We start from the raw sequence: 13,437 nt of genomic DNA on the forward strand, positions 1-13,437 counted from the left end.
CAACTTCAATATGGCTGGATTTTTCAAAGTGCAATAAAGATTTTTAAACCAAAAAAGAAAGACACGCCAAAAAGCGTGTCTTTCTTTTTTTGGAGGCGACACCCAGATTTGAACTGGGGAATCAGGGTTTTGCAGACCCATGCCTTACCACTTGGCTATGTCGCCATATGGAGCGAACGACGAGGCTCGAACTCGCTACCTCCACCTTGGCAAGGTGGCGCTCTACCAGATGAGCTACGTTCGCATTGTTGGTGCCTCCGGGCGGAATCGAACCACCGACACGGGGATTTTCAGTCCCCTGCTCTACCAACTGAGCTACAGAGGCAAAAGTGGCGACCCGGAACGGGCTCGAACCGTCGACCTCTAGCGTGACAGGCTAGCGTTCTAACCAACTGAACTACCGGGCCACTTTTTGGTGGGAACAATAGGACTCGAACCTATGACCCCCTGCTTGTAAGGCAGGTGCTCTAACCAGCTGAGCTATGCTCCCGTTGTCGCCGCCGTCTCTCTCAGCGACGTGTTATATCATACTATAAAACTCTTTGGTTGTCAACAGGTAAATGAAAAATTTTTATATTTTTTTGCCAGCAATTCCAACTCCTCTTTTGTAAAGGTATAGGTGCGGCCACAATACTGGCATTTGGCCTCTGCAAGACCTGTCGTTTCATCAGGAAGAGAGAGCAGTTCATCTTTGGGAAGCGTAAGAAATGCCCTCTGTACACGTTCACGGCTGCAAGGGCAAGCATAGTGTACCTGAAATTCATCCAGAATCTCCATTTCAAAGCCTTTCAGAGCCTTTTGGCACATTTCCTCAATAGTAAGCCCTTGCGCAAGCATGGTTGTCACCGGAGGCAAAGAAGCAGCATTTTGCTCCAAACGGGTAATCTCTTCCTCCGAAGCACCTGGAAGCACCTGAATCAGCATACCTCCTGCCAGTACATGGGAAGCGTCTGTTTTATCCACCAAAACCCCCAGTGCGCAAATGGTAGGAATCTGCTCGCTAACACCATAATAATATGTCAAATCCTCTGCAATCTCACCAGATTGCAGCTCCACCTGACCAATGTAGGGCTGCCCTTCTCCATAATCCCGAATGACACCCAACAAGCCGTTATGGCCTACCGCACCTCCTACATCAAGTTTGCCATCTTGACGCAGTGGTAAAGTAATTTCCGGATGCTCCACAAACCCACGGCAGTTTCCGTTCGCATCTGCTATCGCTGTAACAGTTCCCAGCGGGCCGCCCCCATTGACTTTCAATGTCACCGTTGCTCCATCCTTTTTCAGCATGGAACCCATAAGCGAAGAAGCAGATAGGAGACGTCCAAGAGCAGCCGTAGCCACAGGGCTTGTTCCGTGAATCTGTTGGGCGGCGGCAACCAAATAAGTAGAATCCACAGCGGCAGTCATAATACCGCCATCATTGGTAATACAACGAATCATTCGATCCATTTTTTATTCTCCTCCATTTCAAGTCCTGCGTGCTGCAATCGTTACACGCTCCGTCTTTTCCGACGGAGACTCAAAAGTCCCACTTTCCAGCACAAGCCGGGGCTCCAGCCCTGCTTCCTTCAGCCACTTCACTATTGCTTCCAGCGGATAAGCACGCTCAAAAAAGCGTTCGGAGCTTCTCTCATACAGCTTTCCTCTTTTTTCAAAAAAATCCAACGTAATGGAGACGCGTCCTGTCTTTTGCTCAAAATGATTCTGCCAGGCACAAAAAACATCCTCTGTCTCATACAAATAGGCTTGATTGGCCAGAACATACTGATGCTTGTAGAGGGTATTCATATCAAAAATAAAATACCCTCCCGGCTCTAGGAAAAGCGCAACACGGGAGAATGTTTTGCGTACATCCTCTTCCCCGGTAAGATGATTTAAACTGTCCAACGTACAAAAAACCGTGTTAATTGTGCCATAGAGATCAAGTGTCTGCATCTTCTGGCAGAGGAACAGAATGGATACCCCTTCTTCCGCAGCTTTTTCCTGTGCTACGGATAACATTTCCATGGAAGCATCCACACCGTAAATATCCAATCCACGGCGGGCAAGAGCCAATGTGAGACTCCCTGTCCCACAGGCCAAATCAAGAGTAAGGCCGGCTTTATGGCCCTCCTTATTCAGGAGAGCACATAAGTAGTCGGCCATCTCTTCATAATTCACATTTTGGGTCAGCGCGTCATAATATTGCGCAAAGACATCGTAACTCATTGCTGTTGATCTTCCTTTTTATCCAAGCGGCTAAATACCAGCTCATAGCCATCGCAGCCATAATTCAAAGAACGATTGACCCGGCTGATTGTTGCAGTAGATGCCCCCGTCTTTGCAACAATATCACTGTACACTTTCTTTGTGCTCAGCATATGGGCCACCAAAAGACGCTGTGACATTGCTTTGATTTCCGGCACAGTACAGAGATCTTCAAAAAAATTATAGCACTCCTCTACTGTTTTGAGAGAGAGGACAGCCTGGAACAGGAAGTCTACGCTTTCATCTTTAATCTTTGAGTTCAAAATTTCCCTCCTCTCCGTTCATCACGACACAATTTTAGCACATAAAAGCAGAAAAGTAAAGAACCAATCCTTCTAGCTTCAACTTTTTGCACAAGCGTCGTCAATCAACCGGCGAAGTTCCTCCACACCTTCCCCGTTTTGCGCAGAAAACGGGATAAACGGGATATCGGGAATTTCCTGAAAATATTCCGCAAAAAGGCTTAATTGAGCGGCGCGCTGCGTTTGATTCAGCTTATCACTTTTTGTCGCAACCAAAGCAAAGGGAAGCTCCTGATCCAAAAGGAACTGGATCATGTGTAAATCATCCTGTGTGGGAGGATGACGCATATCAATCAGCTGAAACACACAAGCAATCCGCCGCCCTGCTCCAAGGTAACCTTCCACAAGCTTGGCCCACCGCATTTTCTCGCTTTCGGACACTTTTGCGTAACCATATCCGGGAAGATCCACAAGCCGGCATTCCTGCAAAGAGTAAAAATTAATCGTTCCCGTCTTGCCGGGAGTGGAACTGACACGGGCAAGCGCTTTACGATTCAACAGCTTATTGATGAGGGTACTTTTCCCAACATTGGATTTCCCAGAAAATACAATTTCCGGAAGAATGGAGGCGGGCAGTTGATCGACTCTGCCCGCCGCAAGCTCAAAAGCAGCATTTTGATATTTCATTCTCGTTTCTCCGCTGGATCACTGGCAAATACCAGACTGTGCTGCACCGGTTGAGTCCGGTTTTCCATCCGCTAATGGAAGAGCATTCGGCACAGCGGCAGAAGCTTGATCCGGGTGCTTTTCCTCTTTGGAAACAGGGAGAGAAGGAGATGGCATCTTCACAAGCGCAGCATTCAAAACCTGCTCAATCCGCTCTACCGGAACAAATTCCACATGCTCTTTGACGACATCCTCCACCTCATACAAATCTGGCATATTCTCTTTTGGAATCAACACTGTTTTGATCCCACTGCGATATGCAGCCATTGTTTTCTCCTTGAGGCCGCCGATCGGAAGCACTCGCCCTAAAAGCGTAATTTCTCCTGTCATAGCTACATCCCGGCGAATCGGAATTTCACACAAGGCCGAAGTGATAGCCGTTGCCATTGCCGTTCCAGCCGAAGGGCCGTCCTTGGGAACAGCACCTTCCGGAGCATGAATGTGAATGTCATACTTTTTATAAAAATCGGGCGAAATCCCCAGCTTTTCCGCTCGTGCACGGATGCAGCTAATAGCCGTCTGGGCGGATTCCTTCATCACATCTCCTAAAGAACCGGTCAGTTCTATCTTTCCGGTTCCCTGCAGAACAGCCGCTTCGATGGGCAAAAGCTCACCACCCACACTTGTCCATGCCAAACCGTTGACAAGACCAATCTCGTCCTTCTGCTGCAGTTTCTCCTTTTTAAAGCGCTGTGGGCCGAGAAGATCTTCCAGCATACGGGATGTAACGGAAATTTTAATCTCAGGATCCTCCACAATGCGTTTGGCACATTTCCGGCACACAGAAGCAATCTGCCGTTCCAGTGTTCTCACACCAGCTTCACGGGTATATCCGTCGATCAGAGTATGCAGCGCATTAGGCGTTATTTTCAAATTTTTAGGAGAAATCCCGTTTTTCTTCAGCTGCTTCGGAATCAAATGGCGTGAAGCAATCTGATATTTTTCCTCATGAGTATAACTTCCCAAAGTGATGACATCCATCCGATCAAGCAGAGGAGCAGGGATGGAACTGTAATCATTTGCCGTTGTCAGGAACAAAACCTCGCTGAGATCAAATGGCATATCAATATAATGATCATAAAAAGCAGAATTTTGCTCCGAATCAAGGACCTCCAGCAGCGCAGAAGAAGGATCTCCACGATAGCTGCTTCCCAGCTTATCCACCTCGTCAAGCAGAATCAGAGGATTTTTCACCTTTGCCTGTCGAAGTGCTGCAATAATCCGTCCTGGCATAGAGCCAATATAGGTGCGCCGATGGCCCATAATATCAGACTCATCCCGCACGCCTCCCAACGATACACGCACATACTTACGCCCAATGGCTTTTGCAATCGAACGCGCAATCGAAGTTTTACCGACGCCGGGCGGGCCGACCAAACAGATGATCTGTCCATTGTTTTCCGGGGCCAGCTTCTTCACGGCCAGCGCCTCCAAAATTCGTTCTTTCACCTTTTTGAGCCCATAATGATCGGCATTCAAAACCTTTTCCGCACGGCTCAGGTCGATATTTTCCTTGGTGCGTTCGTTCCAGGGAAGATCCAGGCAGGTTTCCAGATATGTGAGGATGACGCTTGCTTCATGGGAACCGATCGGCATTTTTGCCAAGCGATCGCATTCCTTCAAAAGCTTTTCATTCTGTTCTTCAGGAAGCTTCAACTTTGCAATGCGATCCCGAAGCTCGTCCGCCTCCTCCTGCGGATTATCGTCATCCCCCAGCTCATAGGCAATTGTTTTCATCTGCTCACGCAGATAATATTCACGTTGATTTTCATCCACCTGCTCACGCGTTTTTTCCTGAATTTCATTTTCAATAGAGATAATTTTAATCTCCTCTTCCAAAATGGAAATCAGTTTCCGCAGGCGTTTCACGGGGTGGACTTCATCCAAAACCATTTGCTTGCGGTCAAAATCCAGCATAATATTAGCTGCAATATAATCCGCCAGCTTTCCGCAATCCTTTTGCTGCATGACGCCAAAAAGGATATCCGGAGCGATCTTGGCATAATTCTTGGCATAATCCTCAAACAGTGTACGAGTATGACGAACCAAAGCCGTTGTAGTGTTTGTAGACTTATAGGCCGGAATTTCGGCTTCACTCACTTCCGCAAGAAGAAAAGGCTCTTCCTGAAGGACAGTATCCAGCCGCGCACGGTACAAACCTTCCGCGAACAACCGCACACCCTCTTCAGAGTGACGCACAACCTGCTTGATTTTTGCTACCACGCCCATCTGGTAAAGCTGTTCCTTTGTTGGTTCTCCATCCTCCAAATCACTTTGCGCCACCAAAAAGATCAGCTGTTCTTTTTCCATGGCTCCAGCTAGCGCAAGAACCGACTTTTTCCTGCCGATATCGAACTGAATCATCATATCGGGGAAAATCACCAATCCTCGCAAAGCGAGAACCGGGATCGTAATTTGAGAAGTGTTGCTCATGGATGTTCCTCCTGTTGAGAAAATGGCTGCTGCGGGCGGCGACACTCCGCCCCCTCACAGCAGCCATGCCACGCTTTATGCAGGGTCTCTGCGTCCGCGCTTTTTCTGTAAACTGATTTTTATTTTCACCGGTTTACGCTCGTTGTCAATAATAAATTGGGGATCTTCTCCCTTTTCTACCGTTTCCTCGGTAATAACGATTTTTTCAATGGTATAATCGGTCGGCACACGGAACATCAGCGGAGTCAAAAGCTCTTCCATGATAGAGCGCAGACCTCTTGCGCCCGTTTTGCGTTCAATAGCCTTTCTGGCAATCGCATGCAAAGCACCATCGGTAAACTCAAGCTCCACTTCATCAAGATCCAGCAGCTTGGTGTACTGGCTCACCAGTGAATTTTTAGGCTCTTTCAGAATGCGTACCAGCATATCCTCACTGAGCCCCTCCAGAGAAGCCACTACCGGCAGACGCCCAACCAGCTCGGGGATCAATCCAAACTTCACCAGATCATGCGGAACAACATCTTTCATCCAATCCAGCGTATCCAGTTCCGCACGGCTGTGCACTTCACCGCCAAAGCCAAGGGAGGAAGCCGCTGTACGGCGCTCTATCACCTTGTTCAGACCGTCAAAGGCACCACCACAGATAAAGAGAATGTTGGAAGTATCAATCTGCAAAAATTCCTGCTGAGGATGCTTGCGCCCCCCTTGCGGCGGAACATTGGAAACAGTCCCCTCCAAAATTTTCAGCAGAGCCTGCTGTACTCCTTCTCCGCTGACATCACGGGTAATGGAAGGATTCTCCGATTTGCGGGCAATTTTATCAATTTCATCAATATAAATGATCCCGCGCTCTGCTGCCTCGATATTGAAATCCGCTGCCTGAATCAGACGAAGGAGAATATTTTCCACATCCTCACCTACATAGCCAGCTTCGGTCAATGTGGTTGCGTCCGCAATCGCAAACGGAACATCCAAAATTTTAGCCAAAGTCTGTGCCAGCATGGTTTTACCCACACCAGTCGGGCCCAGCAGCAGCACATTGCTTTTGGAAAGTTCTACATCATCGGACTTGCCAAAATAGATGCGCTTATAATGATTGTATACGGCAACGGACAAGGCGACCTTCGCCCTATCCTGCCCAATCACATACTCATCCAGCTGTTCTTTGATCTCCTGCGGCTTTGGAAGCACCTTCACCTGACCTTCACGGTTTTTCTGAACCCCTTTGTCGGAAAAGTTTTCCCCATCCTTCAAAAGAGATACACAGAGCTCCACGCATTGGTCGCAAATATAGACTCCAGGGCCGGCAATCAGGCGTTCTACTTCGCTTTGGGGCTTTTTACAGAACGAACAGCAGCGTTCCCGTCCCCGGATTTCGTCGTTACCTGACATTCAAAATCACCAACCTATTTCAAATGGATCGAATTCTTCAAAATTCAGCGCTTGTCAATAATTTTATCAATCAAACCATACTCCAAAGCTTCCTGTGCTGTCATAAAATTATCCCGCTCTGTATCTCTCGCAATGGTTTCAAGAGATTGCCCCGTCCGTTCCGCAAGAATCTCATTCAAAAGCTTTTTCTTCTTCGTGATATAGTTGGCATGGATCATAATATCGGTAGCCTGCCCCTTCGCGCCGCCGCTCGGCTGATGGATCATAATATCACTGTTCGGCAGGGAAAGGCGTTTTCCCTTTGCACCGGCAGCAAGCAGGAAAGCTCCCATGCTGGCTGCCATTCCCATGCAGATTGTGGATACATCGCACTTGATGTACTGCATTGTATCATAAATCGCCATGCCAGCCGTCACGGAGCCTCCAGGGCTGTTAATGTAAAGGCTGATATCCTTTGTCGGATCCTGCCCCTCCAGATAAAGGAGCTGAGACACAACCAGACTAGAGGTAACATCGTTAACCTCGTCCGTCAGCATAACAATTCTGTCATTCAGCAGACGGGAATAAATATCATAGGAACGTTCTCCCCTGTTGGTCTGTTCAATGACATAAGGGACCAAGCTGCTCATACTCATTCTGCCTTTCCGCACCTGCACACACAGGCGCAATAATATCTGTGAAACCTACGCGCGGGCCGCTTCTTCCCAGGGAAGAAACGGCCCGGCGCTTTCTTGCCTTCCAAGTCAAAAAGCCGCATTTTCATCTTTGGCCGGCAGAATACAATTTATACAAGAATGGGAAATTTTATTCGGCTGCTTCGGTGATAGCGGCATTGCTGCGCACAATCTCCATTGCTTTTTCCACAGCAACGTCCTTCGCCAGATCCTCCTTGGGAATGAAGCTCTTGACCTTATCCGCTTCCATCCCGTAGTTCTGCGCGATCTTCTCGTACTCAGCGTTGAGATCCTCGTCGGTGGGCTGGATATTCTCAAGCTGCGCGATCTTCTCCAGAGCCAGGCGCACCTTCACCTGACGCTCCGCCTGTGCGCGGAACTGGCCACGCAGCCCCTCATTATTCAGTCCTGTATACTTCATATAAGTGTCCAGATTCAATCCCTGAGACTGCAAACGATAGGCAAAATCACGAATATCCTCATTAATGCGGTTCTCAAACATTGCCTCGGGGATCTCAGCCTGAACCAGCTCCACCAGCTTGTCGATCAGGGCGTTTTCCACCTCGTTCTTGGAACGATTCTCAGCAGCCTCGGTCAGCTTGGTGCGGATGTCCGCCTTATAAGTGTCAACCGTATCAAAATCGCTGACATCCTTCACAAAATCATCATCCACCTCGGGGAGCTCCTTGATCTTGATCTCATGAAGCTTGATCTTGAATACAGCATCCTTGCTAGCCAGCTCTGTGGCATGATAATCCTCTGGGAACTTGACATTAATGTCAAACTCCTCACCGGTCTTATGGCCGATAATCTGATCCTCAAAGCCCGGAATGAAAGTGTTGGAACCGAGATTCAGCGTAGCATTTTCCGCCTTGCCGCCCTCAAAGGCAGTACCATCCACAAATCCCTCATAATCAATGACCGTGATATCGCCGTTCTGAGCTTCACGATCCTCAACCGTTACCATTCTGGAATTGCGATCCTGTACCTTCTTGATCTCAGCGTCCACATCCTCATCCGTCACCTTGACAGGCTTCTTCTCGATGGCAACACCCTTATAGTTCTCGATGGAAACCTCCGGCTTTGTGGTGATGGTAACCTTGAAGCAGAGTCCATCCTTACCGGCAGAAACAAGATCAAAATCAACCTTATCTTCCACAAACTCCACACCGGCCTCCTTTACGGCCTCCTCAAGTGCGGCGGGATACAGAGAGTTGATGGCCTCCTCATAAAACACCTGACTGCCGTAAACCTTCTCCACATAGGAACGAGGAGCCTTGCCCTTACGGAAGCCGGGGATGGTAATCTTTTTATTTTCCTTACGGTAAACCTGCTCAACAGCCTTTTCAAACACGTCGCCGGGCAGTTCAATCTCTAATTGATAACGATTTGTCGCAACCTGATTGCTTGACTTCAGACTCATTTTTGTTTCCTCCTGCAAAATTGCAAATTATCTTGATAATTATAGCATACATTACCGAAATATTCCATAGTGAGAATGAAATATTTAAAATTTATTCATTGTGCACGTCAGCGCACCAAGACAGGTGCAAATTTAACGTAATCACACGAAATCAAATGCATTTTGATTCCTTTATATTCTCCAATTGCGGCTCTTTTTGCTGCTTGTGTACCATGGATATGACCAAAATAACAGTCCGTAATTTTCCGTTCCTCTAGAACCGTAAGGATTTCATCACACCGCTGATCATCATAAATAGGCGGATAATGCAGGAACACAACAGGGCGCAGGCCAAACGCTTCCGCCTCATTGAGCGACGCAGTAAGCCTGCCAACCTCCCGATTGACAATTTTCTGATCTTCCGGCGTTTCCGCGTTATAAATCCAACCGCGTGTGCCACACACCGCGATCCCTTCCACTGCTACAGCACTGTTATGAACCAGAGACAGAGATGTAAACCCATGTTCCTCAAAAAAGGTTTCGATCTTTCGGCGTGTACTCCACCAATAATCATGATTGCCTTTCAGTAGAAGCTTTTTGCCGGGAAGAGAATGAAGATATGCAAAATCACGCTCCGCTTCTTCCAGCTTCATCGCCCAGGAAATGTCGCCGGCAATAACGACCGTATCATTGGAAGAAACGATGGCATTCCAGTTTTTTGTCAGGCGCTCCACATAGTCATCCCAGCCGGGAAAAACATTCATTGGTTTTTTTCCGTCCAGCGACAAATGCAGATCTGCGATAACAAACACCGCCACAGCTTACACCAGAAGAGACAGCACAGTCTGCGCCATCTGCTCCTTCGCACAGCTTTGCGTAAAACGAACCGGTTTACCGCGAAGGGAAAGAATTGGCTGCGGAACAGGCGCTCCCGTCAGAGCAGAAAGCTCCTCCACACGGGCAAAATCGTCGCAGGCGCTTACCTGACCGGATACCGCTTCCAGCACACTAGGAGCAAACTTGTAAGGGCTCGCTGTGGAAACCACAACCGTGGGGGTGGAGAGGTCGCCAGTTGTCTCTGTATACTGCTGATAAACATGAACCGCCACAGCTGTATGCGGATCGCACAGATAATTCTCTACCTGGAACATTTCACGGATCGTCTTCTTTGTTGCTTGATCGTTGCAGCAGCCAGCCCAGAAAAGGTCACGCAGCTTCGCCAGCGTCTCCCCGTCCACCTCATAGCGGCCAGTGTCGTTTAAGGATTTCATCCATCCGGCCACACGGGCGCTGTCTCCATCCGTCAGATGGAACAGCAGGCGCTCCAAATTGCTGGAAACCAGAATATCCATGGAAGGAGAAATCGTGGTGTGGAACGGGCGATTGCGATCGTACACACCTGTCCGCAGAAAATCCGTCAATACATTGTTTTCATTGGAGGCACAGATCAAACGATTCACCGGCAAACCCATCTGCTTCGCATAGAAAGCAGCCAGAATATTGCCGAAGTTTCCAGTAGGAACCACAATATTGATCTTTTCTCCGGGGTGATCCATTTCACCGGTTCTCATAAGATCGCAGTAGGCGGAGAAATAATAGACAATCTGCGGCAGCAAACGTCCCCAATTGATGGAGTTGGCGCTGGAGAACATCATCCCACGCTTTTGCAGTTCAGCTTTGACAGTCGGATCGGTGAAAATACGCTTGACACCGGTCTGAGCGTCGTCAAAATTGCCCTGAATGGCGCATACAGAAACGTTCTGTCCCTCTTTCACCTGCATTTGACGCTTCTGCATTTCGCTGACACCGTTTTCGGGATAAAACACAAGAATTTTGGTTCCCGGCACATCGCGGAATCCTTCCAGCGCAGCCTTACCGGTATCACCGGAGGTCGCAACCAGAATCACAGCCGTTCTGTTATCCCCGGTCTTTTGGAGGGAACGGGTCAGCAAATGGGGCAGCATCTGAAGCGCCATATCTTTAAAGGCACAGGTTGGGCCATGCCACAGTTCCAGCACATACATATTCCGATTCCCGTTCTGCTGCAGAGTCAGCGGAGCCGGAGAATCGCCGGAAAACTTTTCAGACGCATACGCAGCTTGCGCACACTCAAAAAGTTCTTCCGCCGTAAACTCCGGCAGAAAATCGGACAGAATCTTCGCCGCACGCTCCGTATAGGAGGAGAGTGAGAGTGCCGTCAGGTCATCATACGTATAGACTGGAAGAGATTCCGGCACAAACAAACCGCCGTCCGCACTGATCCCCTGCGCAATCGCCTGAGCTGCGGTGACACGCTCGCTGCTGTTCCGTGTGCAACAATATTTCAAAAGGAACGACCTCCTTTGTTTTGCGGCGGAGAAATCCCCCGCATTTTCCTTCCTTATTTTATCCGATTCTTCTTCTTCTGTCAAAGAGAATGAAAAAAATCATAGGCATTTTTAAAGAAAATCCGATGAATCAAGGCTTCTGAACATCCATGCCGCAGGAAAATCTCATAAACACTCTCCATGGAAGCAATGCCGTAAATGTCCTCCGGAAGAGACGTTCCATCAAAATCACTGCCGATAGCCAGTGTTTTCTCTCCGTCCAGTTCCAGAAAATGTTCCGCATGGCGGTAAATATCTTCCGCACATGCCCCGCCTTTCTGACAAAGAAACGGAGGGGCAAAATTCAGTCCTACCACTCCGCCTCTATCACGAATCAGACAGAATTGTTCATCTGTAAGATTCCGGAGATGCGGGCAGATGGAGCGAGAATTGGAATGGCTGGCCACTAACGGTCCCTCGGTGTGCTCCACAACAGAATAAAAAAGCCGTTCACTGGCATGCGAGAGATCGATCGCCATGTGCAAACGTTCCATTTCCCGTACTACCTTTACGCCAAACGGAGTTAAGGAGGAAGAGGAACGAACTCCCCCTCCCAGTTCATTGGAGCCATTCCATGTCAATGTCATCATACGCACACCGCACTGATATAAATGCTGAAGCTGTTCCAAACTTCCAGCAAGCACTGCTCCGCTTTCCACTGTCAGCAGAACACCGCACTCTCCGGGTTTGAGGGCATCCAGATCATTTCCGCTAAAAATCCGATGCAGTTCAGGATGAGAAACTGATTCCTGATCCAGCAGCTGTACAGCACGATCGAAAAATTGGAGCGCCTCACTGCCCCTCATCTCATCCGGGATCCAGACAGCAAAACACTGAACCCAGGGAGAAAGGAAAAGACCGCGTCGGACATCAAGCTGCATATCATTTTGAAACAGACTTTTTCCAGCCTTCAGACATTCTCCAAGTGTATCACAATGTAGGTCGAAAAGCTCCATTTACCACGCTCCCCCTTCAAATGCATTTTCAAGATGTGTCACAGCATAACCACCATCCAGACGGCGCACGATCGCAATCACATCAAAACGGGGTTGCAATTGGGAGGGATAGCGCATCAGATAATATTGCGCCGCGCGGATGACTCTGGCCCGTTTGACAAGCGTTACCGCTTCCAGCGGGGAAACCAGCGCGTTTGCCTCCCTCTCCTTTACCTCCACAAAAACCAAGTAATTCCCGGTTGTCGCAATCAGGTCAATTTCCCCTCTTTGGCTTCTGAAATTTTTGGAAACAATCCGATATCCTTTTTTCACAAGGTAATCCGCAGCGATCTTTTCTCCCTTTTTCCCTGCTTCATTGCTTTGACGCACGTGCGATCTCCTCCGGCGTCAATATCTTTTTCAGAAAACTTCTGCGATGGATCGGACTGGGGCCATACTGCTTCAAAAGCTCCACATGCAGCTTTGTTCCATATCCTTTGTGCTTGGCAAATTGATACTGCGGATACAAAGCATCCATTTTCTCCATATACCGGTCACGGCTGACTTTTGCGAGAATGGATGCTGCCGCGATACTGGCCGAGAGAGAATCTCCTTTCACAATGGTTTCTCCGGGAATCGCCAGCGATGGCATCCGATTGCCATCAATCAAAGCATAGGAAGCCGCAACTGAGAGTCCCTCACAAGCACGGCGCATAGCGAGAAAGGTTGCCTGCAAAATATTGATCGTATCAATCTCTTTTTCACTGGCGCTGGCAACGCACCAAGCTACCGCCTGCTCACAGATAGCATCATAAAGGGCTTCCCGCTTTTTAGCAGAAAGCTTCTTGGAATCGTTCAATCCTGGAAGGTCGGCATGTTCCGGCAGAATCACAGCGGCAGCATAAACAGGAGCTGCCAGGGGCCCCCGTCCCGCTTCATCAATTCCACACACGGGAGAAAATCCTTTTTCCACAGCTTTATGCTCATAAAGGAACCAATCCTGCTGATCCATATAAC

At 48.6% G+C, this 13,437-nt stretch carries 13 protein-coding genes and 5 tRNA genes; all 18 read right to left on the minus strand.

Translation table 11 applies throughout. The annotated features are described in order from the left end of the window. Positions 1-90: 90 nt before the first annotated feature. The 18 genes from B5F35_RS00100 to rnhB all read right to left on the minus strand — a co-directional run bounded on the left by B5F35_RS00100 (position 91) and on the right by rnhB (position 13,432). Positions 91-165, minus strand: a tRNA-Cys gene (locus B5F35_RS00100). 3 nt (positions 166-168) lie between these two features. Further along, positions 169-244: transfer RNA gene (locus tag B5F35_RS00105), tRNA-Gly, on the minus strand. A 5-nt stretch (positions 245-249) separates the two neighbouring features. Further along, positions 250-325, minus strand: a tRNA-Phe gene (locus B5F35_RS00110). Positions 326-330: 5 nt separating this feature from the next. Continuing rightward, positions 331-407: transfer RNA gene (locus B5F35_RS00115), tRNA-Asp, on the minus strand. A gap of 6 nt (positions 408-413) precedes the next feature. Continuing rightward, positions 414-490: transfer RNA gene (locus tag B5F35_RS00120), tRNA-Val, on the minus strand. Between the two features lie 59 nt (positions 491-549). Then, positions 550-1,452 carry an Hsp33 family molecular chaperone HslO gene (gene hslO, locus B5F35_RS00125; RefSeq protein ID WP_087236875.1) on the minus strand — a complete coding sequence of 301 codons (903 nt, stop codon included), beginning with the start codon at positions 1,450-1,452 and terminating at the stop codon, positions 550-552. 18 nt (positions 1,453-1,470) lie between these two features. Beyond that, positions 1,471-2,211 (minus strand): class I SAM-dependent DNA methyltransferase, encoded by a 741-nt coding sequence (locus B5F35_RS00130; RefSeq protein ID WP_087236877.1) that lies wholly within the window; start codon positions 2,209-2,211, stop codon positions 1,471-1,473. Further along, positions 2,208-2,513, minus strand: a complete 306-nt coding sequence (locus tag B5F35_RS00135) for a YerC/YecD family TrpR-related protein (RefSeq protein WP_087236879.1) — start codon at positions 2,511-2,513, stop codon at positions 2,208-2,210. Before B5F35_RS00135 ends, B5F35_RS00130 begins: the two co-directional genes overlap by 4 nt. 78 nt (positions 2,514-2,591) lie before the next feature. Further along, a complete protein-coding gene (gene yihA, locus B5F35_RS00140) occupies positions 2,592-3,179 on the minus strand; it encodes a ribosome biogenesis GTP-binding protein YihA/YsxC (protein ID WP_087236881.1) in 588 nt (195 codons plus the stop codon). A gap of 18 nt (positions 3,180-3,197) precedes the next feature. Further along, entirely contained in the window at positions 3,198-5,651 is a 2,454-nt protein-coding gene (gene lon / locus B5F35_RS00145) for an endopeptidase La (RefSeq protein WP_087236883.1), read from the minus strand. A gap of 75 nt (positions 5,652-5,726) precedes the next feature. Further along, a complete protein-coding gene (clpX, locus tag B5F35_RS00150) occupies positions 5,727-7,043 on the minus strand; it encodes an ATP-dependent Clp protease ATP-binding subunit ClpX (RefSeq protein ID WP_087236884.1) in 1,317 nt (438 codons plus the stop codon). Between the two features lie 44 nt (positions 7,044-7,087). Beyond that, positions 7,088-7,672: an ATP-dependent Clp endopeptidase proteolytic subunit ClpP gene (gene clpP, locus B5F35_RS00155; RefSeq protein ID WP_087236886.1), complete on the minus strand. Its 585-nt coding sequence runs from the start codon at positions 7,670-7,672 to the stop codon at positions 7,088-7,090. Between the two features lie 175 nt (positions 7,673-7,847). Continuing rightward, complete coding sequence (tig, locus tag B5F35_RS00160) at positions 7,848-9,140, minus strand: trigger factor (RefSeq protein ID WP_087236888.1); 1,293 nt, start codon at positions 9,138-9,140, stop codon at positions 7,848-7,850. 107 nt (positions 9,141-9,247) lie between these two features. After that, positions 9,248-9,937, minus strand: coding sequence for a metallophosphoesterase (locus tag B5F35_RS00165; RefSeq protein WP_087236890.1), 690 nt, complete (start codon positions 9,935-9,937; stop codon positions 9,248-9,250). A gap of 3 nt (positions 9,938-9,940) precedes the next feature. Beyond that, positions 9,941-11,446, minus strand: coding sequence for a threonine synthase (gene thrC / locus B5F35_RS00170; protein WP_087236892.1), 1,506 nt, complete (start codon positions 11,444-11,446; stop codon positions 9,941-9,943). Between the two features lie 80 nt (positions 11,447-11,526). Continuing rightward, on the minus strand, positions 11,527-12,441 hold the full coding sequence (locus B5F35_RS00175; RefSeq protein WP_087236893.1) for a dipeptidase: 915 nt from the start codon (positions 12,439-12,441) through the stop codon (positions 11,527-11,529). Further along, positions 12,442-12,810 carry a YraN family protein gene (locus B5F35_RS00180; protein WP_087236895.1) on the minus strand — a complete coding sequence of 123 codons (369 nt, stop codon included), beginning with the start codon at positions 12,808-12,810 and terminating at the stop codon, positions 12,442-12,444. It lies immediately after the preceding gene. Beyond that, complete coding sequence (rnhB, locus tag B5F35_RS00185; protein ID WP_087236897.1) at positions 12,794-13,432, minus strand: ribonuclease HII; 639 nt, start codon at positions 13,430-13,432, stop codon at positions 12,794-12,796. The genes B5F35_RS00180 and rnhB overlap by 17 nt, the downstream gene beginning before the upstream one ends. Positions 13,433-13,437: the final 5 nt, after the last annotated feature.

The sequence above is a fragment of the Anaeromassilibacillus sp. An200 genome, from assembly GCF_002160025.1.
Taxonomy (GTDB): Bacteria; Bacillota; Clostridia; order Oscillospirales; family Acutalibacteraceae; genus Caccousia; species Caccousia stercoris.